Consider the following 21,556-nt stretch of genomic DNA (forward strand, 5'->3'; position numbering starts at 1 on the left):
GGTCAGCCGTATTCGGCGCGGTGCGCGTCGAGTACCGGTTTCACCCGGCCCAGCGCTTCACCGATCAGGTCGGGTAGCTTTTTCCGGTCGAGCGGCAGCACCGCATTGTGCGCGGCGGCAATGCGCTTTGCATCCGCCCAGTCGACGCCGAGCCTGATCGCCCATTCGCGGAACTGGTCCGCCGCGCCCGCGCGCGGTTCGAGCGCCTTGGCCAGCGTCGGGTGGAAGCCCAGACGGCCGGTGAAGGGCAATAGCGACAGCGGAAAGCCCTTGCGCAGATAGACGAAGGTATCGTCGACATGCGCGGTGCCGCTGGCGCGGTGCAGCGCGAGAACCGAGGAGAAGTGGACGCTGTCGTCATCGGAGACAAGCGTGACGCCGCGCGGCACCGAAAAGGCGAAGTCATCGGCATAGAGCTGCGCCAGCGCATCCTGTTCGCAGCGGACATCTTCCCACGGCAAATCGGGCAGGATCTCGTGATGCCGCGCGGTGCCATACAGCTTCGCCTGCGGGAAGGCAGTGTGCATCCAGTCGCAATGCAGCGTGTGGAACGGATGCAGGTTGATCACCGCCTCGACCTTCGCGCCGCCATCGGTCAGCGCGTCGACCTCGGCGCGGATTTCATCGGTCAGCGTGTAGCTGTCCAGGAAGACGAACTTGCCGCTGGCGAGCCGCACCAGCGCGCATTGCGTCCCGACATCGAAAAAGCCGCCGATGCGGAAGCTGCCGCGGACGGTCCAGAAACCGTCGCCCAGGTCGACGAAGCGGTCGCTCATGCGAAGCCTACGAAGCGGGCGGCCTCGTCCACGCTCTTGCGTTCGCTCACCACCGCATTGGCGGGGAAGCTCTCGTCGGGCCAGCCCAGCGCTACCGCTTTCATGATCACCTGGTCGTCGGGGATGCCCGCATGTTCGCGCACCACGGGGCTCTGCATAATCCCCTGGCTGTTGATCACGCAGCCGAGCCCGCGGCTCCATGCGGCATTGACCAGCGCGGTGGTGACCGCGCCGCAATCGAACGGCGTGTCGTCGCTGCCCGACAGTTCGCGGTCGTAAGTGACGATCACGCAGACCGGCGCGTCGAACTGGCGGAAGCCGCGCAGCACCCAGTCCTGCCGCTTGTCCTTGTCGTCGCGTTCGATCCCCATCGCGCCGAACAATTGCTTGGCGACACCGACCTGGCGTTCGCGGTGGACACCCGCGAAGGGTTCGCCGCGGCGGAACTCGCGGCTGTCGGGCTCGCCCGCGAGAATGCGTTCGGTATTGCCCTTGCGGATCCGGTCGAGCGGTTCGCCGGTGATGACGTGGAAATGCCACGGCTGCGTGTTCATCGAAGTGGGCGAGCGCATGGCGAGCGTCAGCACTTCCTCGATCACCGCGCGCGGCACCGGCTTGTCGAGATAGCCGCGGATCGAGCGGCGGCCCATCACCACCTCGTCATAGGTCATGTCCGGATTGCCGCTCATTCAGTCTCGCTCCCAATAGTGTTGCCGGTAGGACTAGCGTGCCACGCCAGCGCCGACAAATCCCCTACGGGATGGCGGGCAGGCAGGTTCCGATGTCCGGCGCGGAAAACAGCCGGCAGTCGAAGAACACCGCTTCGCCGCCATTGGCATTCGCTGCGGCGAAACTGAACCGCAGGCTGCGGCGGTCGCTGTCGGTCAGCGGCAGGCTGGCCGGGACCTGCGCGGGATCGCTCCATCCCTGCACGCGGCAATAGCCGCCGCCCGCGCACAGGCTGCGCGCCCGGTCGACCAGCGCACCCGGCGAATCGCCGGGCGATACGAGCACGAAATGCACGCCTGCGCCCGGACCGGGCTGGCCGGCGGATGCGGCTGCGCGCGGCGTCTCGCCGGCGGCACGCGCCACGCTGTCGCTTGTGATGCTGCGCACCGCCTCGCCGCTGCCCAGCAGGCCGGGCATCGGATTGGCGGCAGCGGTGGCGAGCGCGGTGTCGCGCAGTCGCAGCGGATCGGGCTCGCCGCCTGCATAGCGCGCCGACAATGCCCGCCGGCTGCCCCAGAAGCCGCGCCAGCGGAAGAAGATATGCGGCCCCACCTTGGCCACCTTGGCGAGCCGGTCGCTCCACCACGGATAGACGTAGTCGGCATGGAAATGCGTGGCATTGCCGACGGGGGCATGCGTCGCGCCGCCCAGCATGTCCTCCGCCCGCGCGCGCGCCGCGCTCCATGCCGCATCGGAATAGCGCCGCGCGAGCGAGCCATCGCAAGTGAAGCTGAACTGGCAGCCGGTGGGCCGCTGCGAGCCTTCGAACACCACGCCGCACACGCTGCCCGCGAAGGCGGGGTGGCGCACGCGGTTGAGGATTACCTGCATGACCGCGCGCTGGTCGCCATCGCCGCCACCCGCCTCGGCCATTCCCGCCAGCGCGAGGCAGTCACGCGCGCGGGCGCGATCCGCCGCGCTGCCGCGAAAGGAAAAGGGAGACGCACTGCCGGGCCCGATCGCGGCGAACGCCACGCCTGCATTGCGCGCCTGCGCAACGCCCGCGGGCAGATCGGAAAGCACCACCGTGTCGTCGCCCGTCGCGGGAAGATCGGGCACCGGCATGGGGGCGGTTTCGACTGGGGCATCGGTCGCTCGCTGGTCGCTTGCGGGTGCCGGCGTCCCGCCGAACAGCGCGAGCAGCAGGAAGGGCAGCAGCACCAGCCCGGCCAGCGCCAGAAGCGGCAAGAGGGCGCGTTCTTCGCGCGGGGCAGGGGCGGGGCCGTCCATGCCGGCTATCTAGGGAGGAATGTCCCGCCTACCAAGCTGTTACGATAGCCGTTCAGGGCGTGAAAAAGGGCTTGTCGCCGGCAATCGTCACGCGTTCCATCACGCGGCGCGCGGGGAAATAATCGCTCGCGGCGAAATGCTGGCACACCCGGTTGTCCCAGAACGCGACCGAGCCCGCCTGCCAGCGAAACCGGCACTGGATTTCGGCATCCTTGGCCGTGGCGAACAGGTGATCGAGCAGCCAGCGGCTCTCGCTCTCCGCCAGCCCCTCGATATGCGAGGTGAAGGCGGTGTTGACGTAGATCGCGCGTTCGCCGGTTTCGGGATGCGTGCGGATCACCGGGTGGCGCATCGGCGGGTAGGTATCGTGCAGTTCCTCGGGCCGCTTGCCCAGCCGCTTGGCGAACACCCGCGCGATGTCATGCACCGCGGTCAGCCCTTCGCAGAAGGTCTTCATCGGGTCCGACAATCGTTCGTAGGCGAGGTGCATATTGGCGAACAGCGTATCGCCGCCGCAATCGGGCACTTCGCGCGCCAGCAGGATCGAGCCGAGCGAGGGTTCTGCGCGCCAGGTGACGTCCGAATGCCAGGCGTTTTCCTGTCCGCGGCTCTTGGGGCCATGTTCGATCCGCAGCACTTCGCGGTTCGGCTGGTCCTTCGGCGTGGCGGGATGGATTTCCAGTTCGCCGAACGCGCGCGCAAAGGCGATATGCTGCGCGGTGGTGATGTCCTGGTCGCGGAAGAAGATCACCCCGTGGCTGAGTAGCGCGGCGCGGATCTCGGGGATACGCGCGGCAATGTCGGCGCTGCCGAGGTCGATCCCGAGTATTTCCGCCCCGATCGCCGGGGTCAGCGGACGAATGTCGAGCGTGCCGGTATCGCGCGTCGCGCGGTCGGAAATCGTGGCCATGTTCTCTCTCCCTGCCGCATAGCATGCCACAGGCGGCACGCGATTGCATCGGCTTTCAGGGAGCGACGAATTTGCGCGCGCTGGCGCGGCGGTGCGGGCATCCGGGCCAGCAGCACGGGCGCTTCTGCCCGTCGAGCACTTCCTCGTGCAGCCGGGCGCGGCGCTTGGCGCGGGTGGGTTCCTGCTTGGCCGAGATCGTCCAGCAGATCCATTCGTTGCGTGCCAGCGGGGTCAGCGCCTGCCATTTCGTGGCCAGCGCCGGGTCGCTGTCGAGCAATGCATCGAGTTCGGGGGGAAGCGCGTGGCGGAAATCGGGATCAGCAGGTGCCGCCATTCCGGCGCTATGCCGCCTGCGCGAGTTCCAGATCCATGCGGTCCCAGATTTCGACCAGCGCGCCGACCAGATCGTCCATCATCGCGGGCGTATGCGCGGGGCCGGGGGTGAAGCGCAGCCTCTCGGTGCCGCGCGGCACGGTCGGGAAATTGATCGGCTGCACATAGACGCCGTATTCGGCGAGCAGGATATCGCTGATCTTCTTGGCGCGGACCGGATCGCCCACCATCAGCGGGACGATATGCGTGACGCTGTCCATCACCGGCAGGCCCGCATCGCGCATCTTCTGCTTGAGCAGTTCGGCGGCGGCCTGCTGGCCTTCGCGTTCCTCGTTGCTCGATTTGAGATGGCGCACCGAGGCCAGCACGCCCGCGACCAGCGCGGGGCTGAGCGAGGTGGTGAAGATGAATCCCGGCGCATAGGAGCGGATGCAGTCGACGATCTTCCGGTCGGCTGCGACATAGCCGCCCATCACGCCGAACGCCTTGCCCAGCGTGCCTTCGATGATGTCGATCCGGTGCGCGGCTTCGTCGCGTTCCGAAATGCCGCCGCCGCGCGGGCCGTACATGCCCACTGCGTGGACTTCGTCGATATAGGTCAGCGCATTGTATTTCTCGGCGAGGTCGCAGATCGCATGGATCGGCGCGATGTCGCCATCCATCGAATAGACGCTTTCGAAGGCGATCAGCTTGGGCGTGGCTTCGTCTTCGGCGGCCAGCAATTCCTCCAGATGGGCGAGGTCGTTGTGGCGGAAGACGCGCTTTTCGCAGCCCGAATTGCGGATCCCGGCGATCATGCTGGCGTGGTTGAGTTCGTCCGAAAAGATCACGCAGCCGGGCAGCAGCTTGGCCACGGTCGACAGCGTCGCATCGTTCGAGACATAGCCGCTGGTGAACAGCAGCGCGGCATCTTTGCCGTGGAGGTCGGACAATTCGTCTTCGAGCTGGACGTGGTAATGCGTGTTGCCGCCGATATTGCGCGTGCCGCCGCTGCCTGCGCCGACATCGTGCAGCGCCTCTTCCATCGCCGAGATGACCTTGGGGTGCTGGCCCATCGCGAGGTAATCGTTCGAACACCACACGGTGACGGGCTTGGGGCCGTTATGGCCCGCAAAGCAGCGCGCATTGGGGAAGGCGCCCTTGTTGCGCAGGATGTCGATAAAGACGCGGTAGCGGCCTTCCTCGTGCAGCCGAGAAATCGCTTCGTCGAAGATCTGGTCGTAATTCACTGGCGTATTCGCCCGTATCTGCACCGCCCGTCCGCGGCTGACTGTGCCGGTCGCCCTAATCGAATACGTTGCAAATCGCTACCGCGATCTTTGCGAGTGGCTCGCAAGTCAGAAGGGACGCAAATCCTCGATCCCGAGCCCCGCGAAGGCCGGGGCAAGCCGTTTGAAATCATCGAGATCGCCCGTCGTCACGGCGAAATCGGGGGCGCTGCGGGCGAAGGACTGGCCCTCGGTGAGCGAGGCGATGCGCCGCGCGATCCCGCCTGCGCCGTGGACGAAACCGACGCCCGCGCCGAAGGCCTCGCGCAACTCGGCCTCGAGCAGCGGGAAATGCGTGCAGGCCAGGATCACCGTGTCGAGCCGCTCGCCATGGTCCTGCAGCACGAGACCTGAGGCGGCGCGCGCGACATCGTCGATATCGACCTCTTCGCCGCGCAATTTCGCCTCGCCCAGCGCGACGAGATTGTTCGCGCCGAACCGCAGCAGCGTGCATTCGCGGGCAAACTGGCGTTCGAGGTCGTCGACATAGCCCTGGCGCACCGTCGCCTCGGTGCCGAGCAGGCCGATCACCCCGGTTTGCGTCATCGCCGCGGCGGGCTTGATCGCGGGCACCGTGCCCACGATCGGCGTTTCGAGCACGTCGCGGACCATGCCCAGCGCGATCGTGCTGGCGGTGTTGCAGGCGATGCAGATCAGCCGCGGTTGGTAGCGTTCGGCCATCCGCCCTAGCAGCCCGGCGACTCGCGCGGCCACCTCCGCTTCGCTCTTTGCGCCATAGGGCAGGCCGGCCATGTCGGCGGCGTAGATCACCGGCGCCTGCGGCAGCAGCGCGCGCAATTCGCCCAGTACGGTCAGTCCGCCGACACCCGAATCGAACAGCAGGATGGGGGAATGTTGGTCCAAAGCTCCAGATCCGTTCGAATTGGCAGGCCGGTTTCGCAGATGGGTCTTGGCCTAACCCGGTACTTTCTTCTAGGTCGCTAGAACGCAAAAACGGCCGCGGGGCAACGCCCGCCTGCGGTAGTGGGACGCTCGGGGCGTAGCTTGGGGTATATCGTGCCAGCAGAAATGACCACCACCGTGCTCTGGCCGGCGCTGCTCGGCTATGCGATCGGCTCGATCCCCTTCGGGCTGCTGCTCACCCGCGCCGCGGGCATGGGCGATGTGCGCAACATCGGTAGCGGCAATATCGGCGCGACCAACGTGCTGCGCACCGGCAACAAGGGGCTGGCCGCGGCCACGCTGCTGCTCGATTTGCTCAAGGGTTTCGCCGCCGTCACGATTGCCGGGCTGCTGTGGGGCGAAGTGGCGATGGCCTTTGCCGCAGGCGCGGCGGTGCTCGGTCACTGCTTCCCCGTCTGGCTGGGCTTCAAGGGCGGCAAGGGCGTGGCGACCAATGCCGGCGTGGCCTTCGGACTCGCCTGGCCGCTGGGGCTGGCCTATGCCTTCGTCTGGCTCAGCATTTTGGCGATCTTCCGCATCTCCTCGCTTGCCGGAATGGCCGCGGTGGTCGCGGCGGCGGCCGCAGCGCCGCTGTTCGGCTATCCGCAGTTCTTCCCCGTGCTCGGCGCGATCGCGTTGCTGATCATCTATCTCCACCGCGAAAATATTGCGCGGCTGGCCAGGGGCGAGGAGCCCCGCGTCGGCGGCAGCAAGGACACCGCCGGGGGATGACCGGCGCGGCGACCTCGGCCCTGTCGCAGGACGAGGCGTTCGCCCGCATCCGGCTGCTGCGCTCGCCCAATATCGGGCCGGTCAGCTATGCCATGCTGCTGCAACGCTTCGGCAGTGCGGTGCAGGCGCTCGAGGCGCTGCCCGATCTGGGCCGGCGCGGCGGGCGCGCCTATCGCGCCATCGCCGCCGAGACGGTCGAGCGCGAGGTCGAGGCGGTGCGCCAAGCAGGCGCGAAATACCTGTTCCACGACCAGCCCGATTACCCCGCGCTGCTCGGCCAGCTCGACAGCGCGCCGCCGATCCTCACCTGGCGCGGCGATCTGGCGCTGGCCGCACGGCCCTGCGTCGCCATGGTCGGCGCGCGCAATGCCAGCGCGGCGGCGGTCAAGCTGGCGCGCGATTTCGCCAGCGGGCTGGCCGAGGCGGGGTTCACCGTGGTTTCGGGGCTGGCGCGCGGGATCGACGGCGCCGCGCATGAGGGCGCCTTCCCGCACACTATCGGCGTGATCGCCAGCGGCATCGACATTGCCTATCCGCCGCAGCACGCCGAATTGCAGGAGCGGATCGCCAGCGAAGGGCTGCTGCTGGCCGAACAGCCGCCGGGCACCGAACCGCGCGGCAGCCATTTCCCCAGCCGCAACCGGATCATCGCCGGGCTGGCAGGCGGGACGCTGGTGGTCGAGGCAGCGGTCAAATCGGGCAGCCTCATCACCGCGCGGCTCGCGGGCGAGGCGGGGCGCGAGGTCATGGCGATCCCCGGCAGCCCGCTCGAGGCGCGCAGCCACGGCTGCAACCACCTCATCCGCGAGGGCGCGGTGCTGGTGCAGGAACCGGGCGAGGTGGCCGAACTGCTGAGCACCTTCGCCGGCGAACCGCGCTCGACCTTTCGCGAACCGGCCAATGGCTTCGACTACACGCCCGAAGACCTTGCCCAGGCCGAACCTGCCGACATTGCCGGGCTGCTCACCGCCGCCCCCGTCGCGGTGGACGAACTGATCCGCCAGTCGGGCACACCCGCCGCGGCAGTGCAGCTCGCGCTGCTCGAACTCGAGATCGCCGGACAGCTCGAACGCCACGCCGCAGGACGGGTGAGCCTGAAGTAACCGCCTCGCCTGCCGGTCATCTTGCGACCAGCTCGGGGATGACGTTACGGAAAGCAGGAAAATTGGCGCATTCTTGCAATTCCATATGTCGTTTCTGTCATATCATCGCGTCTTCCGCACTGGCGACTCGGGCGCCGAAAGCACAGCAGATCAGACAGCGGGCGCTGTTCGCAGCGTGCGCGACGGGCCGCCTCCGTACCTCCTATACGGGCGGCCCGTTCTGCGTTTGGCGCTTGCCCATTCACGGACGCACTCTTACCCGGCCTTCCGGAAACGGGGGCACGATGGAACCGAGAGCGGTCGATTTTCGCACGATTTGGCTGGAGATGCTGCGACTGGCGCGCATGCTGCCGGTGCCGCTGACGCTGTATATCCTGTGCACGACCGGCGCCTACGCCGTGGAGGAATGGCATTACGGCGATGACTTCACGATGGTGGGCACGCTGATCATGCTGGTCGACGGCTATCTGGTCTATGTGCTGATCTTCCTCCTGATGGCGGAGGCGGGGCTGTTCGCGCAGGGCAAACGCGGCGGGTTCATGGCCTATCTGGTCTTCACCGTCCTTTGGGGGCTGGCGATCATCGTCGGCTTCCTGCTCCTGATCGTTCCGGGTCTCATCCTGATGGCGCGGTGGATGCCCGGGGTCTGCGATGTGCTGGTGCGCAATGACGGCGCGGTGCAGGCCATGAAGCAGAGTTGGGAAGCGACCGGCAGGTCGACCGGCGCGCTGATGCTCCACGCGGCGGGGGCATTTTTCCTGAGCGTGGCGAGCGGGGCGGTATGGGCGATGCCCGCCAGCCTATGGGGGTCTGCGCCGCTGGCCTTCACGATCTTTGCTAATTTGCTTGCCGTGCTTGCCAGCGTCTGGCTGGTCCTGCTGGCGGTTGCGAGCTACCGGCTGCTGATGGCGCCAGAGGCCAAAGATGCGGCGGTGCAATCTCCCGCTTGACGGCGCTCTTACCCGGGCCCCATTTTCGCGCGTATACGCACGTACACACGTAAGGGACTGTTTTTACCTCCATGCAACTGGTCATCGTCGAATCGCCCGCCAAGGCGAAAACCATCGAGAAATATCTCGGCAAGGACTTCAAGGTTCTCGCCAGCTACGGTCACGTCCGCGACCTGCCGCCCAAGGATGGCAGCGTGCGCCCCGACGAGGATTTTGCGATGGACTGGGAGCTTTATCGCGACAAGCAGAAGCGCTTCAAGGAAATCAGCGACGCGGCGAAGGGCGCCGACCGGCTGGTCCTCGCGACCGACCCCGACCGCGAGGGCGAGGCGATTTCGTGGCACGTGCGCGAGCTGCTGGCGAAGCGCAAGACGCTGCCCGCCAAGGTCGACCGCGTGACGTTCAACGCGATCACCAAACAGGCGGTGACCGATGCGATGAAGGCCCCGCGCGAACTCGACCAGCCGCTGATCGACGCCTATCTCGCGCGCCGTGCGCTCGACTATCTCTATGGCTTCACGCTGTCGCCCGTGCTGTGGCGCCGCCTGCCCGGCGCCAAGAGCGCGGGCCGCGTGCAATCGGTCGCGCTGCGGCTGATCGTCGACCGCGAGATCGAGATCGAGCATTTCCGCGCCGACGAATACTGGTCGGTGATCGCCAAGCTGCAGCAGGACGGCAGCGAGTTCGACGCGCGGCTGGTCAGGTTCGAGGGCAAGAAACTCGACAAGCTGACGCTCGGCGACGAGGGCAGCGCCGCCGCCGCGAAGCAGGCGGTCGAAACCGCCAACTTCACGGTCGAGGAGGTCGAGACCAAGCCGTTTAAGCGCAATCCCGCGCCGCCGTTCACCACTTCGACGCTGCAACAGGAAGCCGCGCGCAAGCTCGGTTTCTCCGCCAGCCACACGATGCGCTGCGCGCAATCGCTCTACGAAGCGGGCTCGATCACCTACATGCGGACCGACGGCGTCAGCATGGACGGCAGCGCGATTTCCGCCTGCCGCAAGGCGGTCGCCGATCGCTATGGCGGCCATGCGCTCCCCGACAGCCCGCGCATGTACAAGACGAAAGCCAAGAATGCGCAGGAAGCGCATGAGGCGATCCGCCCGACCGACTTCAACCGCGACCGTGCGGGCAGCGGCGACGAGGGCCGGCTCTACGACCTCATCTTCAAGCGCGCGATGGCCAGCCAGATGGCCGCCGCCTCGCTCGAACGCACCACCGTCACGCTGCGCGAGGCCACCGGCCAGCACGAATTGCGCGCCACCGGGCAGGTGGTGAAATACCCCGGCTTCCTCGCGGTCTACCAGGAAGGGCGCGACGACGCCGAGGACGATGAAGAGGGCCTGCTGCCCGCCATCGCCAAGGGCGACAGCCCGCTCAAGAAGGGTGTCGAGGCCAACCAGCACTTCACCCAGCCGCCGCCGCGTTTTTCCGAAGCCAGCCTGGTCAAGCGGCTCGAGGAACTCGGCATCGGCCGCCCCTCGACCTATGCCAGCACGATCCAGACGCTGCGCGACCGCGCCTATGTGCGGATGGAGAAGAACCGCTTCTTCGCCGAGGAAAGCGGGCGGCTGCTGACCGCCTTTCTCGAACGCTTCTTCCCGCAATATGTCGCCTTCGACTACACCGCCGGGCTCGAGGACGAACTCGACACCGTCAGCGACGGGCGCGAGGATTGGAAGAAGCTGCTCGAGGCCTTCTGGCGTGACTTCAAGCCCAAGACCGAAGAGGTGATGGACAAGAAGCCTTCGGAAGTGACCGAGGTGCTCGACGAATTCCTGTCCGACTACCTGTTCCCCGAACGCGCCGACGGCAAGGACCCGCGCCATTGCCCGCTGTGCGAGACCGAAGGCCGCGAAGGCGGCCGGCTGGCGCTGCGCGGCGGCCGCTACGGCGCGTTCGTCGCCTGCGCCAATTACCCCGACTGCAAGTTCACCCGCCAGTTCGCCAAGCCCGGCGGCGAGGGCGATGACGGCGCCGATGACGGGGTGATGGGCGAGGATCCCGAAACCGGCCTCCCGGTCGAACGCAAGACGGGGCGCTTCGGCCCCTACATCCAGCTGGGCGAGGGCAAGGAAGCCAAGCGCGCGAGCATCCCCAAGGACCTCGACGATTTCGATCTCGAATGGGCCCTGAAGCTGCTCAGCCTGCCGCGGATCGTCGGCACGCATCCCGAAAGCGGCAAGGAAATCGAAGCCGCGATAGGACGTTACGGCCCGTACCTGCGGCATGATGGCAAATACGCCAAGCTGCAAAGCACGCGCGACGTGTTCGACACCGGGATGAACGCGGCGGTCACGCTGCTTGCCGAAGCCGCCAATCGCAAGGGCGGCACGCGCGGCAAGGCCGAACCGATCAAGACGCTGGGCGAACACCCGACCAGCGGCGCCGAGATGAAGGTGATGCCGGGCCGCTACGGCCCCTATGTCACCGATGGCACCACCAATGCGACGATCCCCAAGGACATGAAGCCCGAGGACGTCACCGAGGCGCAGGCGATCGAACTGATCGATGCGCGCGCCGCCAAGGGCCCGGCAAAAAAGAAGAAGGCCGCGCCCAAGAAGAAGGCAGCAGCGAAGAAGAAGCCCGCCGCCAAGAAGGCGCCCGCGAAGAAGAAGGCTCCGGCCAAAAAGGCAGCTGCCAAGAAGGCGGAGGCCGGCTGATGGCGAAGGAACGCTTCGAGAGGCATAAGCAGCCGTGGAAGTCCGAGGAAGCAGGGCAATTGCGGCTGCTCGCGGGCAAGGGCAAGGGCCTCAGGGAAATCGCCAAGGCGATCGGCCGCAGCGAGGAATCGACCAAGGACTTCGCCAAGAAGAACAAGATCGAGATCCTCAAGAAGCGGTAGGGGACCGCCCGATCAGAGCCGCACGTAACCCACGGCGAGGCTGGCCGCCAGCGCCACCATGCTGGCCGCCAGCGCCCATGCCGCAGGGCGGGCCTCGCGTCCGCCATAGGCAAGCGTAACGCCCAGTTTCACGCTCATATTGGCAAGGATCGTTCCCGCTATGGCGAGCGCGGCGAGCCGGGGCGCGATCGTGCCCGGCTCCAGCCCGCCGGCGGTGACGATGGCGGCATCGACGTCCATGCTGCCCATCAGCAGCAGCAGGACCGCGATCCCTTCCTCGCCGAAGCGCGTCTCGGCCCAGCGCGCGGCGACCGCAGCCACGGCCACGAAGGCGACGAAGGTCAGCGCAGGCAGCATGGCGATCGGATTGCCGGGCGGGGCGGGGCCGGTGGTCGCAGGCGCCGCGCGGTAGAGCCACAGCGCCGCAGCGAAGCCCGCCAGCAGCGCCGGGGCGACGAGGATCGCGAAATCGGCCAGCAGGCTCGTCGCCAGCACCGCGACCAGGATGATCACCCGCAGATACATGACCGCGCTGGCCAGCGCGATGCCCGCATTCTCGGCCCCGTGCCCGGCGCCTGCGCCAAGCCGCTGGGCGAAGGAATGCGTCACCGCGGTGGAACTGTAGGCGCCGCCGATGACAGCCGTCGCAATGGTCCCGCGGCGCGCGCCGAACAGGCGGTTGGCGACATAGCCGGCGAAGGAAAAGCCGGTGACGATGATGACCACCAGCCACAAGGTGCGCGGCTCCCACGCGTCGTAGGGGCCATAGCGCCCCTCGGGCAGGAAGGGGAACACCGCCAGCGCGATCACCGCATAACGCGTGAAGGCCTTGATATCGGCCTCGTCGAGTGCGCCGACCCAGCGGTGGACTTCGGTGCGCAGCGCAAGGATCAGCGTGACCACCGCCGCGCCCGCGACCGCCAGTGCCTCCTCGCCGATCCCGGCGAGGAACCCGAGGCCCAACGTGACCATGGCGGCGACCGCGCTGGTCGCATCGGGCCTGCCGCTCTCGAGCACCGCGCGCGAATAGCCGATCGCGACGATGGCGGTGGCCGCCGCAAAGACGAGGCCCGAGGCCACCGCGAAGCCGTGGCCCGCAATAACGCCCGCCAGTCCCGCTGCCACGCCCAGCAGGGTAAAGGTGCGGACCCCGGCAACCCGCATGCCGGGGGTCTCGTCACGCAGCTTCCATCCGCGCTCGATCCCCACCAGCAGCCCGGCCGCGAGCGCGGCAGCCATCTGGGGGAGGGAATCGAGCGCAAGCATTGCCGGTGCGAAGAGCTCCTAGCTCTTCCAGTCCAGCCCGATTTCCTCGAACATTTCCTTGTCCTCGCTCCACCGCTCGTCGGTCTTGACGTGGAGGAACAGGTGGACCTTCTGGCCGAGCAGTTCGGTCAGTTCCTTGCGCGCGGCCTCGCCGATGGCCTTGATCTTTGAACCGCCCTTGCCGAGCACGATCGCGCGCTGGTTGTCGCGGATGACCACGATCTGCTGGTGGATTTCGACGCTGCCATCGGGACGCTGGATGTATTTCTCGGGCCGCACCGCGCTGTCGTAGGGCAGTTCTTCGTGCAACTGCTGGTACAGCTGTTCGCGCGTGATTTCGGTGGCGAGCAGGCGTTCGCTCGCATCGCTCACCTGGTCTTCGGGATACATCCACACGCCTTCGGGCATCATTCCCGCCAGCGCTTCCTTCATTTCGGGCACCCCGTCGCCGGTGAGTGCGGAAACGAAATAGATATCGGCGAAGTCGACCTTGCCCGCCAGGTCCTGCGCCAGCGCCAGCAGCGGTTCCTTCTTCGCCACATCGACCTTGTTGAGCACGAGGATCTTGCGTTCGGGACGCTGCGCGACCTGTTCGAGCAGCGGTTCGAGCTCGTGCCGCCGCTGCTTGACCGGATCGACCATCAGCAGCACCGCATCGGCGGCTTCCGCGCCTTCCCAGGCCGCGCTGACCATCGCCCGGTCGAGCCGCCGCTTGGGCGCGAAAATGCCCGGCGTGTCGACCAGGATCATCTGCGTGTTGCCATGCAGCGCGATGCCCATCATCCGCGCCCGCGTGGTCTGCGCCTTGGCGCTGGTAATCGCGACCTTCTGGCCGACCAACTGGTTGACCAGCGTGCTCTTGCCCGCATTGGGCGCACCCAGCACGGCGACCACGCCGCATTTGGTTGTTTCCTGCGTCACCCGAACGTCTCCATGAATATGCGTGCCGCCTGTTTTTCGGCTTCCTGCTTGCTGCCCGCGGTGCCTTCCGCCTCGCCGACCTTGTGGACCTTCACCCGCACGGTGAACCGCGCAGCGTGATCGGGCCCAGAGCGGTCAACCAGTTCGTATTCTGGCGGGCGCCGCTGGTTGCCCGCGGCCCATTCCTGCAGCGCGCTCTTGGGATGCTTGGACTTGCCCGCACCGCTTTCGAGCGCGGGACGCCACAATAGCTGGACCACGCTGCGCGCAGGCTCGAACCCGTTGTCGAGAAATTCGGCGCCCAGCAGCGCTTCCATCACATCGCCGAGGATATTGTCGCTGTCGCGGCCGCCGTCGCTGCTCGCCTGCTTTGAAATGCGGATATGCGGGGCCAGGGCGATGCCGCGCGCGACCTGCGCGCACATTTCGCGGCTGACGATGGCGTTGAGCCGCTGCGCCAGCTTGCCCTCGGGCGCATCGCTGCGCGCATAGAGCCAGTCGGCGATCGACAGGCCGAGCACGCGGTCGCCAAGGAATTCGAGCCGTTCGTAATCCTGTTTCTCGCCCATGCTGCCATGCGTCAGCGCGGCGAACCACAGCGTCTCGTCCTTCACCGTGAAACCGGTCTTGGCGAGCCAGTCGCGCGCGGCGGGATCGAGCGCGCTCATATGTCGGCCCCGATGCGGTTCCAGCGCGCGGCGCTGAACCAGGTCCACGGCAGATGCCATTCGGCCGTCCCGTCGCTCGACCACAACACGCGACTGGCGCGTCCGACCAGCAGCTCCGCATCGACCAGCCCGACCCCGCCATCGCGCACTGCCGGGAAGCGGCTGTCGAGCGAATTGTCGCGGTTGTCGCCCATCATGAACAGATGGCCCGCCGGCACGATCACCGGCTCGGTATTGTCGGGATCGACGCGCAGCGGATTGCCGCGCGCATCGGTTGCGATCTGGCCGGTCTCGTCGGTCAGCAGGCGCGCGCCGACATTGCCGAAATCGACCGTCAGATAGCTGCGGCCCGAAGGCAATGTCTCGCGGAACTGGCGATAGCGGCAAATCGTCCCGTCCAGCACCACGCCGCCATCGCGTCGGCAGCCGGTGTTGGCGCTCATCGGGATGTCCGCCGCGCCGGCATCCTCCTTGGGCAGCGGGGTGCCATTGAGGATGACCACGCCGTCCTGCACCGCCACCGTATCGCCGGGCAGGCCGATCACGCGCTTCACGTAATCCACCCCGGTCACCGGGTGCTTGAAGATCGCCACATCGCCGCGTTCGGGCAGGCTGGCGAAGAACCGCCCCTCGAACAGGTCGGGTTCGCCTGGGAGCGAATATTTGGAAAAGCCATAGGGCCACTTCGCCGCGACGAGGTAATCGCCATTGCGCAGATTGGGCAGCATGCTTTCGCTGGGAATGGTGAAGGGCGAGAAGATGAAGCTGCGGAAGATCAGCACCACGAGCACCAGCTTGGTGACGAACCACAGGAAGCTGCCGAGCGTCTCCTTGTCTTTCGGTTCGCTCGAACTGGTCGGGGGCGAATGCGGATCCAGGGCGCGGTCTGTCATGCGGGCTTCTCAATCATCGCGGAGTTCCCTAGTCGCGCACCTGCGGACACGAAAGGATTTTTGCACCATGACCTCTGCTGCCGATATCTGGGACCAGCTTGCCGCGCTCCCGCGCCCGACGCTGGGCGAATTGTTCAGCGCCGCGCGCGACGGCGGCGAAGGCGCGGACGAACCGGGCGGCGCCGACCGCGTCGCCATGCTCTCGGGCCGGATCGCGCTCGATGAGGGCGGGATCCTGTTCGACTGGTCGAAAACGCATCTCGACCGCGCGGTGATCGCGCGCTTCGAGCAGCTCGCCGAAGCGATGGACTTCGCCGGCATGCGTGCAAAGCTGTTCGCCGGCGAAGTGGTCAATCCGACCGAAGGCCGCGCCGCCGACCATGCGACTTTGCGCGGCACGGGCGAGGGCGCCAAGGTCGAGGAAGCGATGGCGCTGATCGACCGCATGGGCATGCTGGTCGAGGCGATCCACCAGGGCGCGCTGGGCGAGATCGAGCACCTGATCCACATCGGTATCGGCGGCAGCGCGCTCGGCCCCGCGCTGGGCGTCGATGCGCTGAGCCGTGACCTCAGCTATTGCGACGTCCATGTCGTCTCCAACATCGATGGCGTCGCGCTCGAGGCAGCCTTTGCGAAGTGCGACCCGGCCAAGACTCTGATCGCGGTGGCGAGCAAGACCTTCACCACGATCGAGACCATGACCAATGCCGCCAGCGCGCTCAAATGGCTGGGCGACAATGGAGTCTCCGACCCCGGCGGGCGCGTCATCGCGCTGACCGCCAATCCTGAAGGCGCGGTCGAATGGGGCGTCGACGAAACACGCATCCTGCCGTTCCAGGAAAGCGTCGGCGGGCGTTACTCGATCTGGTCCTCGATCGGCTTTCCGATCGCGATGGCGGTGGGGATGGACGATTTCCGCGCCATGCTCGCAGGCGCCAAGGCGGTGGACGAACATTTCCGCGACACCGACGGCGCGGCCAACCTCGTCCTGCGCGCGGCCTTCGCCGATCTCTATTACACCCGCGTGCGCGGCTGCCAGACGCGCGCGGTCTTCGCCTATGACGAACGCCTCGGCCTGTTCCCCGACTATCTCCAGCAGCTCGAGATGGAATCGAACGGCAAGCGCGTCACTGCCGACATGCAGCCGGTCGATGGCCCGACCGCGCCGATCACCTGGGGCGGGGTGGGCACCGATGCGCAGCACGCGGTGTTCCAGTTGCTCCACCAGGGCACGCATCTTGTCCCGGTCGATTTCATCGCCAGCATCGCCCCGGGTGACGAGCTCGACCCCGCGCACCACCGCATCCTGCTGATGAACTGCTTTGCGCAAGGCGCCGCGCTGATGGCAGGCAAGCAGGGCGCCGACCCCGCGCGCAATTACCCCGGCGACCGCCCCAGCGCGACGATCCTGTGCGACGATCTCGACGCCGCCGCACTGGGCGCGCTGATCGCCTTCCACGAACACCGCGTCTTCGCCAGCGCTGTGCTGATGGGCATCAACCCGTTCGACCAGTTCGGCGTCGAACTGGGCAAGCAGATGGCCAAGGCGATCGAACAGGGCGGCGAGGCATTCGACGCGAGCACCGAAGGGCTGCTGGAAGCGGCGGGGCTGGCCTCCGGCTGAGGTCCGTCAACCGCACAATTCGGGAACTTCACGGCATCCGGAGTTTTGATGCTGGTAACCGCTCGCGCAGAGGCGGCACGTCGCTAGAAGTCGTATGAGACCCACCGGATGTCGGAAATTCCGTCGCACCCCCTGAGCCAGGCGCTTGGCACGCCCAGCGCCGAATTCGATACCCCAGATGCCTTCGACGGCGCCTCGGGCCTGCTGTTCGAGCAGGCGATGGCGCAGACGCGCATGGCGGTCTGCCTGTCCGACCCGACGCTGCCCGACCACCCGATCGTATTCTGCAACCGTGCCTTCGAACGGCTCACCGGATATAGCGCGGACGAAGTCGTCGGTCGCAATTGCCGCTTCCTCCAGGGCGCGCGGACCGACCAGGAGCAGGTCGCCAAGATCCGCCAGGCGATCCGCGACGAGGAGGTCATCGTCGTCGAGCTGCGCAATTACCGCAAGGACGGCTCCAGCTTCTGGAACGCGCTGCATCTCGGCCCGATCTACGACGCCGAAGGCAAGCTCAAATACTTCTTCGGCAGCCAGTGGGATGTCAGCGATATCCACCTCGCCAAGTCCGAGGAGCGCCACGCCAAGGCGATGGCGCGCGAAGTGTCGCACCGGCTGAAGAACGTCTTCGCGGTGATCGGCGCGATCGTGAACATCACCGGGCGGTCGATGGGTGCGCGCGATGTCGCACGCAAGGTCAACGACCGGGTGCAGGCGCTCGGCCGCTCGTACGAACCCACGCTCGACGATGCCTTCTTCGGCACGATGGAGATCGGCCAGGCCGTGCGGTCGGTGCTCAAGCCCTATGATCCCGAGGGCGAGCGGTTTGTCTTCAACGGCAATGGCTTGCGCACCGAACCCAATGCAATCTCGGCGATCGGGCTGACGCTGCACGAACTCGCCACCAATGCGATCAAATATGGCGCGCTGTCGAACGACGTCGGCACCGTCGCGGTCGAATGGCGCCACGAGGAAGACAAGCATGGACGCAATTCGGTTATCCTCATCTGGACCGAACGCGGCGGGCCCGAAGTGAGCGCGCCGCCCGATGGCTCCACCGGGACCGGCTTCGATATTTCCGAAAGCCTGCTGCGGCATTCGCGCGGCGTGATCGAACGGCATTGGGACCGCGAGGGGCTGCGAGTGGAAATTGCGCTCCCGATCGGCCGCGCCAGTGCCGGCGGTGGCCGATGAACCGCGTCCTGATCCTCGAGGACGAACCGCTGATCGCGATGGACCTGTCGATGGCGTTCGAAGACTGCGCCATCGCGGCGGTCACCGCGGTCACCTGCGCCGAAGCCTGCACGGCCCTGGCCGAACAGGCGATCGACGGCGCGGTGCTCGACGTCAATCTGGGCGGCGGCGAGACCTGCGAGCAGATCGCGCTCGTGCTGAAGGAGCGCGCGATTCCGTTTATCCTCAACACCGGCGATCTCGACCGGTCGGGCGAGCTGCTGCGGGCGATCGACGCGCCGGTGGTGGCCAAGCCGACCCCTGCCGACCGCGTGGTCGAACGGCTGATGGAGCACGCGCGCACCAGCTGATCCCGCCGCGCGCGGCGAGCCATGCTGCACTGCGGCATTGACTTATCGCGCGCCATGCCCCACATGCCGCTCCATCGAAGCGCGCTAGCCAGCGTGAAGCGGCGATCGGCTTACAGCGATCGCCCCGGCCGCGCCTCGGTTCCTTTTTCCAGACTTCCCTATTCACGCGGGTGGTTATTCAACCCCGCGAACGCGCCCGGATTCCGCGATGGAAGTCTGCGCGCGCCGCATCATAAATGCGAGTTTTCATGACACAGTTTTCCGATCTTGGGCTGTCGCAGCCCGTCCTTCAGGCGCTTGACCTCAAGGGCTATTCCACCCCCACGCCGATCCAGGAAGGGGCGATCCCGCCCGTTCTCGAAGGCCGCGACCTGATGGGTATCGCGCAGACCGGCACCGGCAAGACCGCCGCCTTCATGCTCCCCAGCATCGACCGGCTGCGTAACGCCGACAATCAGACGCCGTTCAAGTCCTGCCGCATGCTGGTGCTCGCACCGACGCGCGAACTGGCCGGCCAGATCGCCCAGAGCGCCAAGGATTACGGCCAGCTGGCGGGTCTCAAGGTCCATTCGATCGTTGGCGGCACCTCGGTCAACAAGGACCGTAACAAGCTCCACCGCGGCACCGACATCCTCGTCGCCACGCCCGGCCGCCTGCTCGATCTGATCGACCAGAAGGCCTTCACGCTCGACAAGGTCGAAGTGCTGGTGCTCGACGAGGCCGACCAGATGCTCGACCTCGGCTTCATCCACGCGCTGCGCCGGATCAGCCAGCTGGTCCCCGAAGACCGTCAGACGCTGTTCTTCAGCGCCACCATGCCCAAGCAGATCCAGGAACTGGTCGGCAAATATTGCCGCAATCCGGTCAAGGTCTCGGTCACGCCCGAAAGCACCACTGCCGAACGGATCGACCAGTATCTCTTCATGGTCCAGCAGGACGAAAAGCAGACGCTGCTCGAAATGATGCTGTCCGAACGCCACCAGGTGCCGGGCAAGTTCGAACGCGTGCTGATCTTCGCGCGCACCAAGCATGGCTGCGACCGCGTGGTGAAGAAGCTGGCGCAGGTCGGCATCCCCGCCAACGCCATCCACGGCAACAAGAGCCAGCCGCAGCGCGAACGCGCGCTCGACGAGTTCAAGCGCGCCAAGACGCCGATCCTGATCGCGACCGATGTCGCCGCGCGCGGGATCGACATCCCCGGCGTGAGCCATGTGATCAATTACGAACTGCCCAACGTGCCCGAGCAATACGTCCACCGCATCGGCCGGACCGCGCGCGCGGGTAAGGACGGCATCGCGATCGCCTTCTGCGCCGAGGACGAGCGCGATTATCTCAAGGATATCCGCAAGAAGACCGATGCCGAGTTCGAACGCCTGCCGCTGCCGGACAATTTCCGCGCGGTCGTCGAAGGCGTCGGCCCGACCAAGCGTGCGGCCCCCGGGCAGCGCATGGCCAAGCCCAAAGTTCGCCCGACGGGTGATGCGGTGAAGCGGGCCAAGCCCAAGGACAAGCACCCCGCGCGCAAGGGCCGTCCCAGCGGCGCTGGCGGACCGGGTGGCGGCGGCAATGCCGGTGCCGGCAAGCCCGGTGGCGGGCGCAGCCGCAATCGCCGGCGCAGCAGCGCCGCGCGCGCCTAACTATCAGGGGCGGGGCCGGTCGTTTCCGGCTCCGCTTCCCCGTTCATCAGCCGCAGCCGCGCAAAGGCTGCGGGCTGGTGGTCGGCCAGCCATTCGAGCATGCCTTCGCGGATGTCGCAGCGCAGGTCGAACAGCGTGGGCGAATCCTTCGCGCTCATCAGCAGCCGCACCTCGATGGCATCGCGCTTCGTGTCAGTCACCTGCACCACCTGCACGCGGCCGTCCCAGCGCGGATTGTCCGCGATCTGGCGTTCGAATTCGGCGCGGATCGGGCCGATCCGGGTTGCCGGGTCGAGATAGAGCATCACCGAACCCAGCAGCTGCGCGGTCTTCTTGGTCCAGTTCTCGAACGCGCCCTCGAGGAATTGCGATGTCGGCACGATCAGCCGCCGCTCGTCCCAGATCTTGACCACGACATAGGTCGTGCGGATGTCCTCGATCCGCCCCCATTCGCCCTCGACGATCACCACGTCGTCGATATTGATCGGCTCGGTCAGCGCCATCTGCACGCCCGCGATCAGCGATTTGAGCGCTGGCTGCGCCGCCGCGCCCACCGCGAGGCCGGCCAGCCCCGCCGAGGCGACCAGCGTTACCCCGATATCGCGCACGCCGGGGATCGACAGCAGCACCAGCCCGACGGTCACGAAGATGATGATGAAGGTCGCGATGCGGCTCAGCATCGTCAGTTTGGTGCGCTGCCGCCGCGCGGCGAGATTGTCCTCGACCGAGATATCCGCGCGCAGCTTCATTGCCTCGATCAGCGCCTGCAAGATCGCCAGCGCGATCCACCCGATCACTGCGGGCATGACGAAACCGGCGACGCGTTCCCACACTGTCTCGAAGGCGGGAATCTCGCGCGCGGTCAGCACCAGCGCCAGCGCGACCAGCGCAAAGCGCGTGGGCATGGCGAGCCGCCGCACCAGCATCTCGTCCGCCTCGCTCCGTGTGCGCCCCACGACGCGGCGCAGCAGGCGGAACACCACCCAGTGCAGCAGCAGCGCGGCCAGCGTGGCGGCCACGGCCAGCGCCACCAAATTCCATGGTTGCGGCAGGATCGCCGTCCCGCGGGCGGCGTAATCGGCAAGCGTATCGGTCATGCGGTCTCCCGTTGGATGGCTGCGGACAGGTGCAGCATCCCCTCCCAGGGACTGGCCCTTCAATGGGCCGGCGGGGGGCGTGGTTCCCGCTTGCCCCTTGTGCCGCGCGAAGGCAGGCCCCAAGTGC

At 66.9% G+C, this 21,556-nt stretch carries 21 protein-coding genes; 9 read left to right on the forward strand and 12 right to left on the reverse strand.

Annotated elements, in window-relative coordinates:
* Window positions 1-2: 2 nt before the first annotated feature.
* The 7 genes from V6B15_RS03785 to murI all read right to left on the reverse strand — a co-directional run bounded on the left by V6B15_RS03785 (window position 3) and on the right by murI (window position 6,110).
* Window positions 3-776: a hypothetical protein gene (locus V6B15_RS03785; RefSeq protein WP_334200089.1), complete on the reverse strand. Its 774-nt coding sequence runs from the start codon at window positions 774-776 to the stop codon at window positions 3-5.
* On the reverse strand, window positions 773-1,465 hold the full coding sequence (locus V6B15_RS03790; protein ID WP_253514995.1) for a nitroreductase: 693 nt from the start codon (window positions 1,463-1,465) through the stop codon (window positions 773-775). The genes V6B15_RS03785 and V6B15_RS03790 overlap by 4 nt, the downstream gene beginning before the upstream one ends.
* A 64-nt stretch (window positions 1,466-1,529) precedes the next feature.
* Complete coding sequence (locus V6B15_RS03795) at window positions 1,530-2,735, reverse strand: cell wall hydrolase (RefSeq protein WP_334200090.1); 1,206 nt, start codon at window positions 2,733-2,735, stop codon at window positions 1,530-1,532.
* 52 nt (window positions 2,736-2,787) lie between these two features.
* Window positions 2,788-3,645, reverse strand: coding sequence for a TauD/TfdA dioxygenase family protein (locus V6B15_RS03800; protein WP_334200091.1), 858 nt, complete (start codon window positions 3,643-3,645; stop codon window positions 2,788-2,790).
* Window positions 3,646-3,700: 55 nt separating this feature from the next.
* Window positions 3,701-3,979, reverse strand: a complete 279-nt coding sequence (locus V6B15_RS03805; protein WP_334200092.1) for a YdeI/OmpD-associated family protein — start codon at window positions 3,977-3,979, stop codon at window positions 3,701-3,703.
* Between the two features lie 7 nt (window positions 3,980-3,986).
* On the reverse strand, window positions 3,987-5,207 hold the full coding sequence (hemA, locus tag V6B15_RS03810; RefSeq protein WP_334200093.1) for a 5-aminolevulinate synthase: 1,221 nt from the start codon (window positions 5,205-5,207) through the stop codon (window positions 3,987-3,989).
* 108 nt (window positions 5,208-5,315) lie between these two features.
* Entirely contained in the window at window positions 5,316-6,110 is a 795-nt protein-coding gene (gene murI / locus V6B15_RS03815) for a glutamate racemase (RefSeq protein ID WP_334200094.1), read from the reverse strand.
* A gap of 165 nt (window positions 6,111-6,275) precedes the next feature.
* Here murI and plsY point away from each other — a divergent pair, with 165 nt between their 5' ends.
* From plsY to V6B15_RS03840, 5 genes are all read left to right on the forward strand, one after another.
* Window positions 6,276-6,881 carry a glycerol-3-phosphate 1-O-acyltransferase PlsY gene (gene plsY, locus V6B15_RS03820; protein ID WP_334200095.1) on the forward strand — a complete coding sequence of 202 codons (606 nt, stop codon included), beginning with the start codon at window positions 6,276-6,278 and terminating at the stop codon, window positions 6,879-6,881.
* Entirely contained in the window at window positions 6,878-7,984 is a 1,107-nt protein-coding gene (gene dprA, locus V6B15_RS03825; protein ID WP_334200096.1) for a DNA-processing protein DprA, read from the forward strand. The genes plsY and dprA overlap by 4 nt, the downstream gene beginning before the upstream one ends.
* 284 nt (window positions 7,985-8,268) lie before the next feature.
* Entirely contained in the window at window positions 8,269-8,934 is a 666-nt protein-coding gene (locus V6B15_RS03830; protein WP_334200097.1) for a hypothetical protein, read from the forward strand.
* Window positions 8,935-9,005: 71 nt separating this feature from the next.
* On the forward strand, window positions 9,006-11,597 hold the full coding sequence (gene topA / locus V6B15_RS03835; RefSeq protein ID WP_334200098.1) for a type I DNA topoisomerase: 2,592 nt from the start codon (window positions 9,006-9,008) through the stop codon (window positions 11,595-11,597).
* The gene (locus V6B15_RS03840; protein WP_050599265.1) at window positions 11,597-11,779 is read left to right on the forward strand and encodes a hypothetical protein; all 183 of its coding nucleotides are present in this window, start codon (window positions 11,597-11,599) and stop codon (window positions 11,777-11,779) included. Before topA ends, V6B15_RS03840 begins: the two co-directional genes overlap by 1 nt.
* Before the next feature lie 12 nt (window positions 11,780-11,791).
* Here V6B15_RS03840 and V6B15_RS03845 read toward each other — a convergent pair whose 3' ends face one another.
* Genes V6B15_RS03845 through lepB form a run of 4 tightly spaced genes read right to left on the reverse strand, consistent with a single transcriptional unit; the run spans window position 11,792 to window position 15,527 of the window.
* A complete protein-coding gene (locus V6B15_RS03845; protein WP_334200099.1) occupies window positions 11,792-13,018 on the reverse strand; it encodes an MgtC/SapB family protein in 1,227 nt (408 codons plus the stop codon).
* Between the two features lie 45 nt (window positions 13,019-13,063).
* Complete coding sequence (era, locus tag V6B15_RS03850; RefSeq protein ID WP_263604835.1) at window positions 13,064-13,966, reverse strand: GTPase Era; 903 nt, start codon at window positions 13,964-13,966, stop codon at window positions 13,064-13,066.
* Window positions 13,963-14,634, reverse strand: a complete 672-nt coding sequence (rnc, locus tag V6B15_RS03855; protein ID WP_334200100.1) for a ribonuclease III — start codon at window positions 14,632-14,634, stop codon at window positions 13,963-13,965. The genes era and rnc overlap by 4 nt, the downstream gene beginning before the upstream one ends.
* Window positions 14,631-15,527 (reverse strand): signal peptidase I, encoded by an 897-nt coding sequence (gene lepB / locus V6B15_RS03860; protein WP_334200101.1) that lies wholly within the window; start codon window positions 15,525-15,527, stop codon window positions 14,631-14,633. Before lepB ends, rnc begins: the two co-directional genes overlap by 4 nt.
* Before the next feature lie 67 nt (window positions 15,528-15,594).
* Here lepB and pgi point away from each other — a divergent pair, with 67 nt between their 5' ends.
* The 4 genes from pgi to V6B15_RS03880 all read left to right on the forward strand — a co-directional run bounded on the left by pgi (window position 15,595) and on the right by V6B15_RS03880 (window position 20,332).
* A complete protein-coding gene (pgi, locus tag V6B15_RS03865; RefSeq protein WP_334200102.1) occupies window positions 15,595-17,151 on the forward strand; it encodes a glucose-6-phosphate isomerase in 1,557 nt (518 codons plus the stop codon).
* Between the two features lie 108 nt (window positions 17,152-17,259).
* On the forward strand, window positions 17,260-18,345 hold the full coding sequence (locus V6B15_RS03870; protein WP_334200103.1) for a PAS domain-containing protein: 1,086 nt from the start codon (window positions 17,260-17,262) through the stop codon (window positions 18,343-18,345).
* Window positions 18,342-18,695: a response regulator gene (locus V6B15_RS03875; RefSeq protein ID WP_334200104.1), complete on the forward strand. Its 354-nt coding sequence runs from the start codon at window positions 18,342-18,344 to the stop codon at window positions 18,693-18,695. The genes V6B15_RS03870 and V6B15_RS03875 overlap by 4 nt, the downstream gene beginning before the upstream one ends.
* 248 nt (window positions 18,696-18,943) lie before the next feature.
* On the forward strand, window positions 18,944-20,332 hold the full coding sequence (locus tag V6B15_RS03880; protein ID WP_334200105.1) for a DEAD/DEAH box helicase: 1,389 nt from the start codon (window positions 18,944-18,946) through the stop codon (window positions 20,330-20,332).
* Here the strand turns inward: V6B15_RS03880 and V6B15_RS03885 are convergent.
* A complete protein-coding gene (locus V6B15_RS03885) occupies window positions 20,329-21,429 on the reverse strand; it encodes a mechanosensitive ion channel family protein (RefSeq protein ID WP_334200106.1) in 1,101 nt (366 codons plus the stop codon). The two genes, V6B15_RS03880 and V6B15_RS03885, sit on opposite strands and share 4 nt — an antisense overlap.
* Window positions 21,430-21,556: the final 127 nt, after the last annotated feature.

It is taken from the genome of Qipengyuania sp. Mu-71 (assembly GCF_036867055.1).
In the GTDB taxonomy this organism is placed as follows: Bacteria; Pseudomonadota; Alphaproteobacteria; order Sphingomonadales; family Sphingomonadaceae; genus Qipengyuania; species Qipengyuania profunda.